We start from the raw sequence: 16,531 nt of genomic DNA, 5'->3' as shown, positions 1-16,531 counted from the left end.
CCGCAAAAAACGGGCGCAAGCGTGGGCGCCCTCCCCGTCCGTGGGCGCCCTCCCCCTGCCCCACAAGCGCCAGGCCGCCCCTGCTCCGGGTACGGACGGATCGCGGGCGGAAATCAGAGGTGGCGATCGAGGCGCGCGAGCACGCGTTCGCGCCCCAGCACTTCGAGCACCGCGTCGATCGCGGGCGTCTGCGCCACGCCGAGCACGGCGACGCGCAGCGGGATCGCCACCTGCGGCATCTTCAGGCTGTGCTCGGCCATCGTGTCCTTGATCGCCTGCGCCAGTGCAGCCTTGTCCCAGGCGACCTCGGCGAGGCGGCGGCGCAGGCTGGCGAGCGCGGCGCGGGCGGGCTCGGTCAGGTGCTGGCCGATCACTTCCGGCGCCGGATGCACCTCGGCGACGAACAGCTCGACCGCGTCGGCCAGTTCGTTGAGGTTGGCGACCCGGTCCTTGTACAGCGCCACCACCGCTTCCAGGGACACCCCGGTTTCCGGATCGACTTCGCGCCGGGCCAGGCGGTTGGCGACTTCGGCGGCGAGGAAGGCGTCGTCGGCCTTCTTCAGGTACTGGGCGTTGAGCCAGTTGAGCTTTTCGGTGTTGAACTGCGCCGCCGAGGGCGTGATGTGGTCGAGGTCGAACCACTCGACGAACTGCTGACGGCTGAAGACTTCAGCGTCGCCGTGGCTCCAGCCCAGGCGCGCGAGGTAGTTGATCACCGCTTCGGGCAGATAGCCGTCATCAAAGTACTGCATCACGCTCACCGCGCCGTGGCGCTTGGAGAGCTTGGTGCCGTCGTCGCCGAGGATCATCGACAGGTGGGCGTACAGCGGCACTTCGGCACCGAGCGCCTGCAGCACGTTGATCTGACGCGGGGTGTTGTTGACGTGGTCGTCGCCACGGATGACGTGGGTGATGCCCATGTCCCAGTCGTCCACCACCACGCAGAAGTTGTAGGTCGGCGTGCCGTCGGCGCGGGCGATGATGAAGTCGTCGAGCTCGGCGTTACCGATCTCGATACGGCCCTTGACCAGGTCGTCCCACGCCACCACGCCTGTCGTCGGGTTACGGAAGCGCACCACCGGCTGCACGCCTTCGGGCGGCGGCGGCAGGATCTTGCCCGCCTCGGGGCGCCAGCGCCCGTCGTAGCGCGGCTTCTCGCCGCGGGCGCGCTGTTCCTCGCGAAGGCGGTCGAGTTCTTCCGCCGCCATGTAGCAGGGGTAGGCGGTGCCGGCGGCGAGCATCTGGCGGATCACGTCCTTGTACCGCTCCATGCGCTGCATCTGGTAGAACGGGCCTTCGTCGTGCGCGAGGCCGAGCCAGCGCATGCCGTCGAGGATGGCCTGCAGCGCCGCCGGGGTCGAGCGGGCGACGTCGGTGTCCTCGATGCGCAGGATGAAGGCCCCGCCGTGGCGGCGGGCATACGCCCAGGAAAACAGCGCGGTGCGGGCGCCGCCGATGTGCAGGTAGCCGGTCGGGCTGGGGGCAAAACGGGTGCGAACGGGACGGGAGGCAGGCGTTGCGGGCATAGGGGTCGGAAGATCGGCAGGAGGAAAGGATCGAGGGCGTCCGGGACACGGGGCAAGGGCCGGATGCAACAGCCCGGACCGCGAAAGGGCCGAACGCAAAGGGAGCGATTTTACTCCTGATGCCGCCCCGAGGGCCGATCCACCCTTCTGCCACCGCAGCGGCCGGGCGGATGGACCAAGGCCACGCCCCCCGCCCGAATCGCTCCTGTCGCACACCCCGCAAGCGCGTGGCTTTGCGGCGAGGCTGCCGAGCCGGTTCCGCAAACGACCGCTCCGCCAGCGTGAAAAAGTTCCTTCGGCATCCACAGACATGCTTGATATGATCCGGGCCCGCAAAAACACGACCGACTGGCCGATGAATGAATCACAACGCGATGAAGGCCGCACTGGGTAGGGCGCCAGCCGACACGCCCATCTCCCCGATTGCGCACCTGCGCCGCTGCCTGATCGTCGCCCTCCTCTACGCCCTCGCCGGGGGCGCCGCGATGGTACTGCCCCTTTCCTCGGGGTACGCCTCCCCGGTATGGCCCGCCGCTGGGGTTGCGGTCGCCGCCCTGCTGATCTGGGGGCCGCGCTGCTGGCCGGGGGTCTGGCTCAGCGGGCTATCGACCAATCTCTGGTTCGATCCTTCCGCGGCCGGCGCCGGACTCGCGGCGCTGATCGCGAGCGCAGTCACCGCCCAGGCCCTGCTCGGCGCCTGGCTGGCGCGCCGCTATTTCCGCAACGACCTGCCGTTCGCCCACGACTGGAGGCTGGGCCGCGTCCTGATCGGCGCAGGACCGCTGGCCTGCCTCCTTTCCGCCTCATTGAGCACCGCCATCCGCTTCTTCGGTGGCCGGCTCGAGGAGGCCGCGCTGCTCGACGAATGGCTGCGCTGGTGGTCGGGAGACACCCTCGGCGTGCTGCTGTTCGCCCCGCTGAGCCTGCTGCTGTGGCCGGGCGCCCACCCCTTCCGGGTGCTTGGCGGCGGCAGCTACCGCTTCGCCCTGCCGCTGATCGTCACCACCGCGCTGCTGGTGCTCGGCCATCTCGGTCTGGCGCAACTCATAGACCTGCGCGCGCGCAGCCAGACCCACGCCCTGATGGAAGTCATCAGCGACAATGAAACCCAGGCCATCGTCGAAACGCTGCTGCCGCTCCAGGGACTGGCCCACTTCTTCACCGCCAGCCGTGAAGTCACGCGCGAAGAATTCCGCGAATACGCCCACAGCTTTCTCGATCACCCGGCGATCCTTTCGGTGGACTGGGCGCCGCGCATCACCGCCGCCCAGCGCAGCGGCTTCGAAGCATCGATGCTCGCCGAAGGCTTCGAGACCTTCCGCATCGCCGAACTGGACGATCAGGGAGAACTCCAGCCCGCCAGTCGCCGCGCCGAATACTTTCCGATCCTGTACAGCGAGCCGTTCGCCGTCAGCCGCGACGTCCTCGGCCTCGACCACGGCTTCGATCCGTTACGCCGCCAGGCAATGGCCACCGCCCGCGACAACGGCATCGCCGTCGCCTCCGACCGGATTCATCTGCCGCGCACCGGGCGCCACGCCTCGCTGGCCTACATCCCGGTGTGGCGACAGGCCGGCGGCGAACGGCCGCAGCACCCCGCCGGCTACGTGGCCGGCGTCGTCGACATCCCGCAGCTGTTCGCCCCGCTGGTCGAACGCGCCCGCGCACAAGGCCTCGCCGTGCGCATCACCGACATTACCCGGGACAACCCGCCACACCCGCTGATCGACGGCCTGCGCAGCGGCGCCAGCCCCGACTGGCGGCGCGAGTTCCACTTCGGCAGCCGCACCTGGCGCCTGGAAATGCAGCCCGACAGCCCGCCCCGCCTGCCCGGCCCGAGCAGCGAGGAGCGTCTCTTCCTCGGCTTCACCCTGCTCACCGCGCTGCTCGCGGCCTTCGCCACCCTCAGCAGTACCGGCCGCCACGCCCTTATCAACCGCGAGGTCAGCGAGCGCACCGCTCAGCTGCGCAGCGAACTCGACGCCCGCTCGGCGGCCGAGCGCGCCCTGCATCTGAGCGAAGAACGCTACCGCCAGCTGATCGAGCTCTCGCCCCTTGGCATCCTGGTGCAGTGCGATGGCCGCTTCATGTTCGTCAACACCCGCACCCTGGCGATGTTCGGCGCCCGTTCCGCCGATCAGCTGCTGGGCCGCGCCCTCATCGATTTCGTTCACCCCGACAGCCGCGACATCATTCGCGAGCGCACCGAACTGCGCAGCAAAGGGCTGCCCGCTCCCAACCCGACGGTGATCCACTATCACCGCCTGGACGGCTCCTATTCCTGGGCCGAGCTCAGCTCGGTGCCTTACCTGCACGGCGGGCGCCTCGGCTCGCTGATCCTGCTCAACGACATCAGCGCGCGCATCCGTGCCGAAGAGCAGCACGACCGCTTCTTCAACCTCTCCCTCGACCTGTTCTGCATCGCCTCCACCGACGGCCATTTCAAGAGCGTCAACCCCGCCTTCACCCGGATCCTGGGCTGGAGCGAGGAGGAACTGCTCAGTCGCCCGATGTTCGACTTCGTCCATCCCGACGACATTCCCGCCACCCGCCACGAGCTGCAGCACCTGGCGCATAACAACAACAGCACGCTGGGCTTCGAGAACCGCTACCGCTGCAAGGACGGCTCCTGGCGCTGGCTGAGCTGGAAGGCCCTGCCCCAGCCGGGCCAGCTGCTGTTCGCCACCGCGCGGGACATGACCGAGCAGCACCGCGCCGCGCGGCAGCTCACCGAGCTCAATGCCGAGCTGCAGCAGCGCATCGAGGAGCGCAGCCGGACCCTGACCGAGCTGGAAGCCAAAAAGGAGGAAATCCGCGCGGTTCTCGATCACCTGCTCGAATGCGTGATCACCATCGACCGCCACGGCACCATCCGTCGCGTCAACCCGGCGATCGAGCCGCTGCTCGGCTACACCCCCGCGGAACTGCTCGGGCGCAACGTCTCCTGCCTGATGGACAGTCCCCACCGTGACCAGCATGACGGCTACCTGGCACGCTACCTGCAGAGCGGCGAACGCCACATCATCGGCTCCAGCCGCGAAGTGACCGGGCGCCACAAGAACGGCACGGCGGTCAGCCTGGAGCTGAGCGTGTCCGAGTACCGCATCGACGGCGAGCACCTGTTCATCGGCACCTTGCGCGACATCCGCGAGCGCCGGGCGCTGATCGCCAGTCTCACCCAGGCCCGCGAGGACGCCGAGCAGGCCAGCCGCGCCAAGTCGGCCTTCCTCGCCGCCATGAGCCACGAGATCCGCACGCCGATGAACGGCGTGATCGGCCTGATCGACGTGCTCGCCCAGGATGATCTGAACCTCCAGCAGGCCGATCTGGTGAAGACCATCCGCGAGTCGGCGGGCAATCTGCTCAGCATCATCGACGACATCCTCGACTTCTCGAAGATCGAAGCCGGCAAGCTGGAGATCGGTCAGGAGACGGTCGATTTCCCCGCCCTGCTGGAAGAGCAGGGCCGCACCCTGATACCGCTCGCCGAGGCCAAAGGCGTCGATCTCGAGGTACACGTGGAAGCCGGGATGCCACGGTGGATCCACGCCGACCCGCTGCGCCTGCGGCAGATCCTCTGCAACCTGGTCGGCAACGCGATCAAGTTCTCTTCCACCGAACGCAACCCCAGCGCCGGCCGCGGCCGAATCCACGTGCGCGCCCGGGTGCGGGCCGCCACTCCGCTGCAGGTGGTCCTCGAAGTCGAGGACAACGGCATCGGCATCAGCGCAGCGCATCAGCGCAATCTGTTCACCCCCTTTACCCAGGCCGAAAGCTCGACCACCCGCCGCTTCGGCGGCACCGGCCTGGGCCTGGCGATCTGCAAGCGCCTGGTCGACCTGATGAATGGCGAAATCGGCGTCGACAGTTGCCCGGGGCGAGGGTCGCTATTCAGCGTCCGCCTGCCGCTGGAGCCGGCCAGCCCCCCGGCCAGCATCGACCCTACGCCACCACCAGCCCCGTCGGCACGGGGCGACGGACGCAGCCACCGCATCCTGGTCGCCGAAGACGATGCGGTGAACCGCAAGGTAATCCAGCACCAGCTGGCCTTGCTCGGCCATCACTGCGAGATTGCCCGCAACGGCGTCGAAGCCCTGGAGAGGTGGCGTGATGCACCCTACGACCTGCTGCTGACCGACCTGCACATGCCGGAGATGGACGGCTACCAGCTCGCCGGGTGCATCCGCCGCGAGGAAAACGGCGAGCGGCGCATCCCGATCCTGGTCCTCACCGCGAATGCCTTGCGCGATGAAGCCACACGAGCCAAAGCGGCCGGAATGGACGAATACCTGACCAAGCCAATCCGGCTTGCCACGCTGAAAGCGGCACTCGAGCGCTGGCTGCCGCACACGACCGCCGCCGCCGAACCCGCCAAGATCACTCAACCCGGCGCCGCCGCACCGGTCGAGGAGATCCTGCTCGATACGCAGGCGCTGGACACCCTGGTCGGGGGCGACCGGCAGATGGCCGCCGAAGTCCTTCACGACTATGTCGAATCGCTCGATGCACTGGCCATCGAACTCGAAGACAGCTTCGGATGCGGGGACCACGCCGCCATGGGCGCCCTCGCCCATCGCCTGAAGTCGTCTTCCCGGGCCGTCGGTGCCCAACGCCTGGCGCAGCTGTGCAGCCTGCTGGAACAGACCGCAAAAGCGGCCGATAGCGCCACCCTGGCGCACTGCACCAGCGAATTCCGCAGCATCCACGCCGCCACGCGACGACAAATAGAACAGCAGCTGGCCGGCGAACAACCGGCCTGAATGAGACGAGCGCGATGAAAATCCTGATAGTCGACGACGACCCCTTCATCTGCCGGTTGATGAATCGCCAGCTGCAGGCACTCGGGTTCACCGAAGTCACACTGTACGGGCGTGCACGCAGCGCGGTCGAGCACCTGGAACGCGAGCCCGGCGCGGCCGAGCTGATCTTCTGTGATCTGCAGATGCCCGAAATGGACGGTGTCGAGTTCATCCGCCACCTCGTCCGCATCGGCTACCGTGGTGCCCTGGTACTGATCAGCGGCGAGGACGAACGCATCCTGCAAAGCGCGGAGCGCCTGGCACGGGCCGACCGCCTGCGGGTCGCGGGCACGCTCTACAAGCCCGTGTCCAACGAGCAGCTGCAGCGGCTGCTGCAGGCACTACCGGAGGCCAGCGAGGAATGCCTCGCGCCCGCTGCCCCCTACGGCGCCGACGAACTGGCACACGGCATCGCCGCCGGGCAGCTGGTCAACCATTACCAACCCAAGGTCGATCTGCGCAGCGGAGCGGTGGTCGGCGTGGAAGCGCTGGTGCGCTGGCAGCACCCGGAAGACGGGCTGGTCTATCCGGATCGATTCATCGCGGCAGCCGAGGATCACGGCCTGATCGATGCACTGATGCGCGCGGTGCTGCACCGTGCGCTGTGCGATGCCCGGCGCTGCCAGCTGCAGGGTCACGCCCTGCAGCTGGCGATCAACGTGTCGATGGATAACCTCGTGCGTCTGGACTTCCCCGAATTCATCGAGCAGGAAGCCTCGGCCGCCGGAGTGGCGCCGAGCACGCTGATCCTCGAAGTCACCGAGAGCCGCCTGATGAAAAACCGCCAGGCGGCACTGGACATCCTCACCCGCCTGCGCCTGAAGCGCGTCGGCCTGTCGATCGACGACTTCGGCACCGGCCACTCTTCCCTCACCCAATTGCGCGACATCCCTTTCACCGAGCTGAAGATCGACCGCAGCTTCGTCCATGGCGCCTGGCGCGACGATGACCTGCGCACCATTCTCGACGCCAGCCTCGACATGGCCCGCAAACTGGGCATGAAGACCGTCGCCGAAGGCATCGAAGACCACGACGACTGGAACCATCTGCGCGCAGCCGGCTGCGACATCGCCCAGGGCTGGTTCATCACCCGGGCGTTGCCGGTCGAGCAGTTGCTTGCCTGGCTCCACGACCGGGAGATCGGCCGCGCCTCCTTCAATCCGGCCCACAATCTCTTTTGAAAACGCAGCCGGCGGCCGCCCCCCTTTAGCGAAATGCCCTCGCGCAGCGCACACCCAGCCCCGCCAAGGAGAACGACATGAAGCAAACGACGGCCAGCCCTGTTCTCGACCTCGACATGCTCAAGGCGGTGGTCGGCGACGAGCCGGAAGTCATCGCCGACTTCCTCGCCGACTTCCGCCGGGTGGCGACCACGGCCCTCGAAGCGCTGCAAGCCGCCCTCCAGGCCGGAGAGCTTGAGCGCATCTCCGGTCTCGCCCACCGCCTCAAATCCAACGCCCGCACAGTCGGCGCGATGGCCCTCGGGGAGTCGAGCGCCCGTCTCGAGGTCGAGGCCGGACAGGGCCGGCCGATCGCAGAACTGAAGACCTCGATCGAGGCGCTGGAGCGCGAACTTCACACTGTGGCCGGCCGGATCGACCGGCTGCTTGCCTGAAATGTCACGCCCCGATCCACAGGGACCAGACCGTCCCGTCAACCTGTCGGAACGACTGTACAGATGACCCCCACCAAGAGAATTCCTGCGACCATCATGATCGTCACCGACGATCACAACGACGCCACCATCATCGGCAAGCAGCTCGCGCCGGAGTTCGAGCATGTCCTCCTGTCGCTGGACCCGGAGCAGCGCGTCGGGTTCTTCGACCTGCGACCGCCCGACGTCCTGGTGCTGGCCTTCAAGACGCTGAACAAGTCCGAAGAGTTCTACCTGGAACTTTATCGGCTCAGCGAAAAGATCCATCTGCAGCCGCACCGCACCGTCGTCCTGTGCAACAAGCTCAGCGTTCAGGACGCCTACGCACTGTGCCGCAAGGCGGTCTTCGACGACTACGTGATGTTCTGGCCGATGACGTATGACGTCCCGCGCCTGCGCATGTCGGTCCATAACGCCCTGCGCGAACAGCAGGCGCTCAAGCGTACCCCCCCGCTACTCGGCGAGTTCGCCCGGCAGGCGCGGTCGATCGTCGGCCTCGAAGAACTGCTCGAGCAGCAAGCGGGCGAAGGCAACCGGCACATCGCTTCGGTCGATGATGCCGTCATTCTGGCCGAGCAAAGTATCGGCAGCGCGCTGGATCACCTGCACCGTCGCGCCGACCAGGCGGCCCACGACGACCCCGAAGCGCTCCAGAACCTGCAGGAAGACATCGCCCAACTCAAGCAGAACGAGTTGCGCGAGTACTTCAAGGGCCTCACCGAAGCGGTCCGGCCAGTGCGCCAGTGGGCCGAGCAACTGCAGCACGACTGCACACCGCACATCGAGTCGGCCCGCGCCCTCAAGGCGATGGTCAAGGATGTGCGCCCACGCATCCTCCTGATCGATGACGACGAGTTCGTGCACAAGACGGTCGTCCACCAGCTCGAACCGTCCGCATACGAACTGACCGTGGCCTACGACGTCACCGAGGCATTGCGGATTCTCCGTGACACCACGCCCGACCTCGTGCTGCTCGACATCCTGATGCCGGGGATCAGCGGCGTGCAGGCCTTGCCCCGCTTCCGCAAGATGCCCGCGCTGGCAAAAATTCCTTTCGTCATGCTCACCGGAAAGAGCGACAAGCACACCGTCCAAGCCAGCCTCAAGGCCGGCGCCAACGACTTCATCGCCAAGCCGTTCGATCGCGCCACCTTGCTGGGCAAGCTCGACAAGCTCCTCGCCTAGCCTTCCGTGGACACCCCGCCGGCGCGCGAAAATGCGCCGGCGGCCCGGCCTCGCTGCGCCCCGCCCGCCCCTCCGGCGCGGCCCGATCCGCGCGCTTCGGCTTCACCCGGGGCCGCGGGGCCGGCCGCTGGCGATGGCCTCATTCCACCTGGCAGGCCAGCCCCTTCAGGTATTCGCCTTCGGGCACCGCCAGCCCGATCGGGTGGTCGGGCGCAGCCGCCAGGCGGTAGAGGATGCGCGCATCGACGCCAGCGTCGATCGCGGCGCCAGCGACGATCTTCTGGAACAGTTCCTGGCCGATGCCGCCCGAGCACGAATACGTCATCAGGATGCCGCCCGGGTTGAGCAGGCGGAAGCCGAACAGGTTGATGTCCTTGTAGGCGCGCGCCGCGCGCTCGGCATGCGCCGCCGAAGGAGCGAACTTGGGCGGGTCGAGCACGATCAGGTCGAAGCGCCGGCCTTCGTCCTTCAGCGCGCGCAGGGCCTTGAACACGTCGGCCTCGCGCCATTCGGCGCGGCCGGCGTCGAGCTGCGGGTTGAGCGCGAGATTGCGCCGTGCCGACGCCAACGCCGGGGCGGAGGAGTCGATCGAGAGCACCGAGGCCGCCCCGCCGGCGAGCGCCTGCAGCGAGAAACCGCCGGTGTAGCAGAAGCAGTTGAGCACCTCGCGCCCGGCGGCAAGCTGGCCGGTGAGTAGCCGGTTGGCGCGCTGGTCGAGGTAGAAGCCGGTCTTGTGCCCGCCTTCGACGTCCACCTCCATGCGCACACCGTGTTCGACGATCGAGAGCCCGCCCTCAGGCAGCACGCCATGCACGCAGCCGGTGCGCGGCTCCAGCCCTTCGAGTGCGCGCACCTCGGAATCGGAACGCTCGTACACCGCCGCGCAGCCGGTGGCCTGCACCAGCCCGGCGACGATCGCCTCGCGCCATTTGTCGGCGCCCGCGCTGGTGAGCTGCAGCACCACCACCTCGCCATAGCGGTCCGCGATCACGCCCGGCAGGCCGTCCGATTCGCCGTGGATCAGGCGCACACCGTCCTCCCCGCGCAGCGCCGGAATCGCCGCCCGGCGCGCGACCGAAGCGGCCACCACGCGCTTGAAGAAGGCATGGTCGATCGCCGCCTCGGCATCGAAACTCCACACCCGGGCGCGGATCTGCGAAGCGGGCGAGAACGCGGCACGGGCCAGCGCCTTGCCCTCGGCCGCCAGCACCGTCACCGTGTCGCCCGGCCGCGCACGACCCTCCAGGCGCTCGACCGAGCCGGCGAAGATCCAGGGGTGGCGGCGGAACAGCGAACGTTCCTTGCCGGGCTTGAGAATGAGCTGGGCCATGCGGACTCCGGACGATATCGCACAAGTAAGGCGGCGCAGTGTACCGGCTCGCACCGCACTCGCCCATAGCCTGTGCCCATAGCCGGCGCGCAAGCCTGTACCCCGCCGCGATGCACCCCGCCCGCCCGTTCCCCTTCGCGCTGCGCCTGGCCCGGCAAACGCCCCGCCCACCCCGCGCGCGCTGCCGGATGTGCCGCCCCCCGGCGCAGCCCGGGTCCTGCGCCCGCCTCAGCCGCCTGGCGGCGGCGCCGTGCGCGCGGACTTCAGCGCGGCCAGCGCCAGCACCAGCCAGCCCGCAAGCAGCATCAGGCCGCCGGCCGGCGTCACCAGTCCGATGCCCCGCGCACCGGCGAGCGTGATCAGGTACAGGCTGCCGGAAAAGCACAGCGACCCGGCGATGAACAGGCCGCCCGCCGCCGCGGCCAGCCGGCCGGGTTCAGGCCGCTGCGCCAGGCCGAGCGCGACCAGCGCGAGCGCGTGGTACATCTGGTAGCGCACCCCGGTCTCGAACACCGCCAGCATGTCCGCCTCCAGCCGCCCGCGCAGCCCATGGGCGCCGAACGCGCCCAGCCCCACGGCAATGCACGCCGACAGCGCGCCGATGAAAAGAAAAATACGGTTCATCGCAAGCTCAGTTCGAGCAGAACGGATTGATGCAACGCACACCGGTCGGCCTGAAGTCGTCCGTGTTACGGGTGACGACCATCAGGTCATGAATGAGGGCGATGGCGGCAATCTGCTTGTCGATGGGATGCTGTGGACTGGGCGACATGAGCGAACCCCAAAGCTGAGCACAGTCGACGTCAAAACCCAGGATACGGTCTGCGTAGCCGGCAACCACGCCATCCAGCCAGGTCTCGAGTCGGGCGGCCTGCTCGCGGTCGCCGCGGTGACGGATGTGCTCGAGGCCGCGGCGAAGCTCGCCAATGGTCTGCACCGACAGATAAATGTCCTCCGCTGCCAGGGTCGCAAAAAAGGCGGTCACGCCGGCATTGGCACATGCTCCCTTGCGCAGCTCACTGATGATGTTGGTGTCAAGCAAGTACATCAGCCCTGCCTGCAATTGAAATCTTTATCGGCCCCCACGTCGGGCATGCTCGCCAGCACGTCCTTGAAGGTCCGGCGCACCGGTCGGGCGAGCGCCGCGCGCAGAATCTCCCGATGCTCTGCCTCGGCACTTCGGCCATGCCGTGCCGCCGCCTCTTTCAGGGCTTGCGCGACGGCGGGCTCGATGTTTCGAACGACTAGACTGGTCGCCATCGTAAACTCCAGATGATTGCAATGCTTGCAATATAGCGGCGAACCCGGGCATTGCAAAGTGGTTTCCCGCGCCTCACCACCAAGTCAGAGCACCCAGACCCGGCCTGTTTCGACTTCCGCCGCACGCTGGCTATACTCCCCGGCACGTCCAACGAGGAGACCTACCCCCATGAAGCTCGAAACCATCGCCGTGCACGGCGGCTATTCGCCCGACCCCACCACCAAGGCGGTCGCGGTGCCGATCTACCAGACCACCTCCTACGCCTTCGACGACACCCAGCACGGCGCCGACCTGTTCGATCTCAAGGTGCAGGGCAACATCTACACCCGGATCATGAACCCGACCACCGCGGTGCTCGAACAGCGCGTGGCCCAGCTCGAAGGCGGCGTCGGCGCGCTCGCGGTGGCTTCGGGCATGGCGGCGATCACCTACGCCATCCAGACCATCGCCGAAGCCGGCGACAACATCATCTCGGCGGCGACGCTGTACGGCGGCACCTACAACCTGTTCGCCCACACCTTCCCCCAGTTCGGCATCGAAGTGCGCTTCGCCGACTACCGCGACCCGGATTCCTTCGCTGCCCTGATCGACGAGCGCACCAAGGCGATCTACTGCGAGTCGGTCGGCAACCCGCTCGGCAACATCACCGACATCGGTCGCCTGGCCGGGATCGCCCACCAGGCGGGGATCCCGCTGATCGTCGACAACACCGTGCCCTCGCCCTACCTGTGCCGCCCCTTCGAGCACGGCGCCGACATCGTCGTCCATTCCCTGACCAAGTACCTCGGCGGTCACGGCAACTCGATCGGCGGCGTCATCGTCGATTCCGGCAAGTTTCCGTGGGCCGAACACAAGACGCGTTTCCACCGCCTCAACGAGCCCGACGTCTCCTACCACGGCGTGGTCTATACCGAGGCGCTGGGCGCCGCGGCCTACATCGGCCGGGCGCGTGTGGTGCCGCTGCGCAACACCGGCGCGGCGATCTCGCCGTTCAATACCTTCCTGATCCTGCAGGGGATCGAGACCCTGGCGCTGCGCATGGACCGGATCTGCGAGAACACGCTGAAGATCGCCCGCTACCTGCAGCAGCACGCCAAGGTCGAATGGGTGAACTACGCCGGCCTGCCCGACCACGCCGACCACGGCCTGGTGCAGAAGTACATGGGCGGACGCGCCTCGGGCATCCTGTCGTTCGGCGTCCGCGGCGGCTTCGAAGCCGGCGGCCGCTTCCAGGACGCGCTCGGGCTGATCACCCGCCTGGTCAATATTGGCGACGCCAAATCGCTCGCCTGCCATCCGGCGTCCACCACCCACCGCCAGCTCTCGCCCGCCGAACTGGCCAAGGCCGGGGTGTCGCCGGACATGGTGCGCCTGTCGATCGGCATCGAGCACATCGACGACCTGATCGCCGACCTCGACCAGGCCCTCGCCGCCGCCTGAACCCGCCCTTCTCCTTCGCAAGGATCCACCCATGAAGCTGTACATCAAGCCCGGCGCCTGCTCGCTGACCCCGCACATCGTGCTCGAGGAAGCCGGCCTTCCCTACACTACCGAAACCGTCGATCTCGGCACCCGGCGCACCGCCGGCGGTGCGGACTACACCACGATCAACCCCAAGGGCTACGTACCGGCGCTGCAGCTCGACAGCGGCGAAGTGCTGACCGAGCTGCCGGCGATCGTCCAGTACCTGGCCGATCTCGCCCCCGAAAAGAAGCTCGCGCCGGCCAACGGCACGCTCGAACGCTACCGCCTGCAAAGCTGGCTGGGCTTCATCGGCACCGAGGTGCACAAGTCCTTCAGCCCCTTCTTCAATCCGGCCGCGGGGGACGACTGGAAACAGGCCGCACGCGCCAACCTCGAGCGCCGCCTCGGCTACGCCGACAGCCAGCTCGCCGGCCGCGCCTATCTGCTGGGGGAGGATTTCAGCGTCGCCGACGCCTATCTGTTCACCGTGCTGAGCTGGGCGAAATACATCGGCCTCGATCTCGCGCCCTGGCCGAACGTCACCGCCTGCCTGGACCGCGTCGCCGCGCGCCCGGCGGTGCGCGCCGCGCTGAAGGCGGAAGGGCTGGTCTAAGCGTTCCGCAGGAGGCCCGCCCCGACGGCTGCGCCGAAGTCGCCGGGGCGGCCGCGGCGCTCAGGCCAGCATGCTGCTGTCGAACAGGCGGAACCCGTCCCGGCCGCCGTGCTTGACCCGGTAGAGCGCAAGATCGGCAAGTTTGACCAGCGCCTGCGGCTCGGCGGCGTCCCGCGGGCACAGCGCGGCGCCGATGCTGGCGCCGATCTCGACGCGGTGGCCGAGCACCGCGTAAGGCGCACGGATCGCATCGAGGATGCGGGCGGCGGCGGCTTCGACGTCGCGCTCGCTGCCGGCGTGGAACTGGATCACGGCGAATTCGTCGCCGCCGAGCCGGGCGACCACGTCGCGTCCGCGCACGTGGCGGCGCAGACGCTCGGCGACTTCGACCAGCAGCGCATCGCCGACCGGGTGGCCATAGCGGTCATTGACCGGCTTGAAGCGGTCGAGATCGATCATCAGGAGCGCCGACAGGTCGTTGCCGCGCACGCCGAGGTCCACCGCTTCCTGCAGCTTGCGCTCGAACATCGCGCGGTTGCACAGCCCGGTCAGCGGGTCGGTCAGCGCCATGCGTTCCAGGTCCAGGCGCTCACCGTGTTCGAGCAGCATTGCACGCAGCAAGGCAGCGGCCTCGATGTCGGTATCCAGCCACGGGCTCGCCCGGCCGCGGGTCTGCTCGCGCCAGACCCGGAACGAAGTCCGCGGGCCGAGCCCAAGCGGTGGAGCACCGCTCTCCGGGGGCGCGGCGGGCCCACCGGCCCAGGCGACGTTTTCCGGCTGCTCGACGCGCAGCAGCACGACGAAATCCTGCCCGCCCAGCGGGAGGTAGAGCAGGCCGCTGGCCAGGCGGAGCAGCGCCGGATTCACTTCCAGCGCCGCGGGGAGAACGTCGTAGGACGAAACCTTCTCGCCCCCGAGACGGTCGAGCCAGCGCTGCAGCACGCTCAGGCTGGCTTCATCGGGGACATCACCGCTGTAATGGTCCCGCCCGTCGAGCCGCGCCCAGCCCCCTTGCGCACCGAAGGCGCCGCGCATCCGTTCGAGCTGGGTGGCGATGGCGTGCCTGCCGCCACCGCTCGCCTGCAGTTCCAGCCTGAGCCGTGCGCGAGCCAGATGATGGGCGTGGCGGGCCTGCTCGTACGCCAGGCGCTGCAGGTCGCTCATGTGGATCGCGGCCACCGTGGCCAGCTGCTCGCACAGCTGGCGGTCGGCGAAGGACACCGCCTTCGGCTCCAGGTGATGACAGGCGATCAAGCCCCAGAGCCGGCCGGCAGCCACCACCGATACGCTGAACGAAGCCGCCACCCCCATGTTCTTGAGGTATTGCACGTGCACCGGATGGACTGCGCGCAGTTCGGCATGGGTGAGATCGACGCTCAGGCCGTCGACCGCGGAGAGCACCGGCACCGGCTCGGCATCGACATCGGCGATGACCCGCTGGCGCTTCACCAGGTACAGGCGGCGGGCATTGGCAGGCACATCCCCGGCGGGGAAATGCAGCCCGAGGAAACCTTCCACGCCGGGGCGCAGGACTTCGTCGATCACCTTGCCGTGCCAGTCCGGCAGAAACCGGTACAGCATCACCCGGTCGTAGCCGGTGACGTCGGCCACCTGCCGCATCAGGGCCCGCGCCGCGGCCTCCTCGGAGTCGGTCGCCGCCAGTGCCGCCACGCCCTGCGCCAGCACCTGCTCACGCTGCCCGAACACGGGCGCGCACCCCGCTTCCAGTTCGAGGACGAGGTGCGGCCCGGCAAGATGCAGCGCGGCGATCAGGCTGCGTCCGTTGCAGCGGAAGGCGCGCAGCCTCGCCTGCGGTGATCCGGGCGCCTGCCGCCCTTCGGCCTCGTCCGGCAACGCCTCCACCAGCGCCCGGAGCCCGGCGGGCAGGGCCGCAGACCACGGAGCCCCCAGCAAGCCCTGCGGGGACAGGCCGAGCCAGGCTTCGACATTGGCCGATACGGCGCAGATGCGCCCACCCTCGCGCTCGATGACGAGCAGTACGCCGAACGGCTGGATGCTGTCGGCCAGGTGAAGCGCAGCGCTCTTGCAGTCACCGAACGGGGCATTGATCACGATGGAGGCTCCGCAGCGAAAAACACGTCGATGAACGTATCGAAAGCGAACCGTGCGCCCTGCACGATGCCTGCCTGCTCGAGCGCATCACGGGGAGGACGGTCGAGGCAGGCGCACAGGGCCGGCCAGGCCGCCGCCGCGATCTCCTGAAAGCGCCAGAAGGCGAAGGCCTGTTCGCAGCCCTGCGGCAGATGCCGGGCCAGGCGGGCGGCAATGACGCGCGCGCCCTGCGTCGAGCCTTCGAGGACGTAGCGGATGCCGAGGCAGGCGCCAGGCCCCAGCGCCGGGGCCGGCCCGGTAGGCTCCGGCGTCACCGCCGGAGACACCTGCAGCGCTGCCAGATCGGCTTGCAGCGCCGGCAGGCGCGGACGGTAGGGCGGCAGGCCGGGCCGGCCGGCCGGCGCCAGCGCCTGGAGGACGGGCTCCACCCGGGCATGGGCGGCGGCGTAGCGCCGAAGCGCGGCGGCGTAGGCCGACGGGGTCAGCCCGGGGCGCATCAGCGCGAGCAGTTCCGGCGCACCGTCCAGGCGGCGGTGCAGACCGGCGGTCTGCTGCCTGAGCAGCGTATGCAGGTCCGGAGTCATGAATAAAGAGACGATCCAGGGGGAAAAACGGGCATCCGCCTT

Annotated in this window: 13 protein-coding genes; 6 read left to right on the top strand and 7 right to left on the bottom strand. The window is 68.4% G+C overall.

The window, feature by feature from the left end:
* Window positions 1-113 precede the first annotated feature (113 nt).
* On the bottom strand, window positions 114-1,526 hold the full coding sequence (gene gltX, locus Tchl_RS11185; RefSeq protein ID WP_075148486.1) for a glutamate--tRNA ligase: 1,413 nt from the start codon (window positions 1,524-1,526) through the stop codon (window positions 114-116).
* Window positions 1,527-1,885: 359 nt separating this feature from the next.
* Between gltX and Tchl_RS11180 the strand changes: the two genes are divergently transcribed.
* The 4 genes from Tchl_RS11180 (at window position 1,886) to Tchl_RS11165 (ending at window position 9,164) form a co-directional block, all read left to right on the top strand.
* On the top strand, window positions 1,886-6,286 hold the full coding sequence (locus Tchl_RS11180) for a PAS domain S-box protein (protein WP_083945218.1): 4,401 nt from the start codon (window positions 1,886-1,888) through the stop codon (window positions 6,284-6,286).
* 14 nt (window positions 6,287-6,300) lie between these two features.
* Window positions 6,301-7,506 carry an EAL domain-containing response regulator gene (locus Tchl_RS11175; RefSeq protein WP_075148484.1) on the top strand — a complete coding sequence of 402 codons (1,206 nt, stop codon included), beginning with the start codon at window positions 6,301-6,303 and terminating at the stop codon, window positions 7,504-7,506.
* A 77-nt stretch (window positions 7,507-7,583) separates the two neighbouring features.
* The gene (locus Tchl_RS11170) at window positions 7,584-7,940 is read left to right on the top strand and encodes an Hpt domain-containing protein (RefSeq protein ID WP_075148483.1); all 357 of its coding nucleotides are present in this window, start codon (window positions 7,584-7,586) and stop codon (window positions 7,938-7,940) included.
* Window positions 7,941-8,003: 63 nt separating this feature from the next.
* Complete coding sequence (locus tag Tchl_RS11165) at window positions 8,004-9,164, top strand: response regulator (RefSeq protein WP_075148482.1); 1,161 nt, start codon at window positions 8,004-8,006, stop codon at window positions 9,162-9,164.
* A 139-nt stretch (window positions 9,165-9,303) separates the two neighbouring features.
* Here Tchl_RS11165 and Tchl_RS11160 read toward each other — a convergent pair whose 3' ends face one another.
* The 4 genes from Tchl_RS11160 to Tchl_RS11145 form a co-directional block, all read right to left on the bottom strand.
* Entirely contained in the window at window positions 9,304-10,494 is a 1,191-nt protein-coding gene (locus tag Tchl_RS11160; protein WP_075148481.1) for a class I SAM-dependent rRNA methyltransferase, read from the bottom strand.
* 228 nt (window positions 10,495-10,722) lie between these two features.
* Window positions 10,723-11,118 (bottom strand): DUF423 domain-containing protein, encoded by a 396-nt coding sequence (locus Tchl_RS11155; protein WP_075148480.1) that lies wholly within the window; start codon window positions 11,116-11,118, stop codon window positions 10,723-10,725.
* Between the two features lie 7 nt (window positions 11,119-11,125).
* Window positions 11,126-11,542, bottom strand: coding sequence for a type II toxin-antitoxin system VapC family toxin (locus tag Tchl_RS11150; protein ID WP_075148479.1), 417 nt, complete (start codon window positions 11,540-11,542; stop codon window positions 11,126-11,128).
* Complete coding sequence (locus Tchl_RS11145) at window positions 11,542-11,754, bottom strand: FitA-like ribbon-helix-helix domain-containing protein (RefSeq protein WP_075148478.1); 213 nt, start codon at window positions 11,752-11,754, stop codon at window positions 11,542-11,544. Before Tchl_RS11145 ends, Tchl_RS11150 begins: the two co-directional genes overlap by 1 nt.
* A 169-nt stretch (window positions 11,755-11,923) precedes the next feature.
* Between Tchl_RS11145 and Tchl_RS11140 the strand changes: the two genes are divergently transcribed.
* Both Tchl_RS11140 and gstA read left to right on the top strand, forming a co-directional pair.
* The gene (locus tag Tchl_RS11140) at window positions 11,924-13,195 is read left to right on the top strand and encodes a bifunctional O-acetylhomoserine aminocarboxypropyltransferase/cysteine synthase (RefSeq protein WP_075148477.1); all 1,272 of its coding nucleotides are present in this window, start codon (window positions 11,924-11,926) and stop codon (window positions 13,193-13,195) included.
* A gap of 31 nt (window positions 13,196-13,226) precedes the next feature.
* Window positions 13,227-13,832: a glutathione transferase GstA gene (gene gstA / locus Tchl_RS11135; protein ID WP_075148476.1), complete on the top strand. Its 606-nt coding sequence runs from the start codon at window positions 13,227-13,229 to the stop codon at window positions 13,830-13,832.
* 60 nt (window positions 13,833-13,892) lie between these two features.
* Here gstA and Tchl_RS11130 read toward each other — a convergent pair whose 3' ends face one another.
* Window positions 13,893-15,905, bottom strand: a complete 2,013-nt coding sequence (locus Tchl_RS11130; protein WP_075148475.1) for a sensor domain-containing diguanylate cyclase — start codon at window positions 15,903-15,905, stop codon at window positions 13,893-13,895.
* Window positions 15,902-16,489, bottom strand: a complete 588-nt coding sequence (locus Tchl_RS11125) for a biliverdin-producing heme oxygenase (RefSeq protein ID WP_075148474.1) — start codon at window positions 16,487-16,489, stop codon at window positions 15,902-15,904. The genes Tchl_RS11130 and Tchl_RS11125 overlap by 4 nt, the downstream gene beginning before the upstream one ends.
* Window positions 16,490-16,531 lie beyond the last annotated feature (42 nt).

Origin of the sequence: Thauera chlorobenzoica (genome assembly GCF_001922305.1) — a bacterium.
In the GTDB taxonomy this organism is placed as follows: Bacteria; Pseudomonadota; Gammaproteobacteria; order Burkholderiales; family Rhodocyclaceae; genus Thauera; species Thauera chlorobenzoica.
The sequence above is the reverse complement of the archived record's forward strand: the minus strand, read 5'-3'. Positions and strand labels throughout refer to the sequence as shown.

Coding starts and splice junctions, on each gene's coding strand:
- gstA (WP_075148476.1), top strand. CDS start 13,227: ATGAAGCTGTACATCAAGCCCGGCGCCTGCTCGCTGACCCCGCACATC.
- Tchl_RS11145 (WP_075148478.1), bottom strand. CDS start 11,754: ATGGCGACCAGTCTAGTCGTTCGAAACATCGAGCCCGCCGTCGCGCAA.
- Tchl_RS11155 (WP_075148480.1), bottom strand. CDS start 11,118: ATGAACCGTATTTTTCTTTTCATCGGCGCGCTGTCGGCGTGCATTGCC.
- Tchl_RS11150 (WP_075148479.1), bottom strand. CDS start 11,542: ATGTACTTGCTTGACACCAACATCATCAGTGAGCTGCGCAAGGGAGCA.
- Tchl_RS11160 (WP_075148481.1), bottom strand. CDS start 10,494: ATGGCCCAGCTCATTCTCAAGCCCGGCAAGGAACGTTCGCTGTTCCGC.
- Tchl_RS11170 (WP_075148483.1), top strand. CDS start 7,584: ATGAAGCAAACGACGGCCAGCCCTGTTCTCGACCTCGACATGCTCAAG.
- Tchl_RS11125 (WP_075148474.1), bottom strand. CDS start 16,489: ATGACTCCGGACCTGCATACGCTGCTCAGGCAGCAGACCGCCGGTCTG.
- gltX (WP_075148486.1), bottom strand. CDS start 1,526: ATGCCCGCAACGCCTGCCTCCCGTCCCGTTCGCACCCGTTTTGCCCCC.
- Tchl_RS11140 (WP_075148477.1), top strand. CDS start 11,924: ATGAAGCTCGAAACCATCGCCGTGCACGGCGGCTATTCGCCCGACCCC.
- Tchl_RS11180 (WP_083945218.1), top strand. CDS start 1,886: ATGAATCACAACGCGATGAAGGCCGCACTGGGTAGGGCGCCAGCCGAC.
- Tchl_RS11165 (WP_075148482.1), top strand. CDS start 8,004: ATGACCCCCACCAAGAGAATTCCTGCGACCATCATGATCGTCACCGAC.
- Tchl_RS11175 (WP_075148484.1), top strand. CDS start 6,301: ATGAAAATCCTGATAGTCGACGACGACCCCTTCATCTGCCGGTTGATG.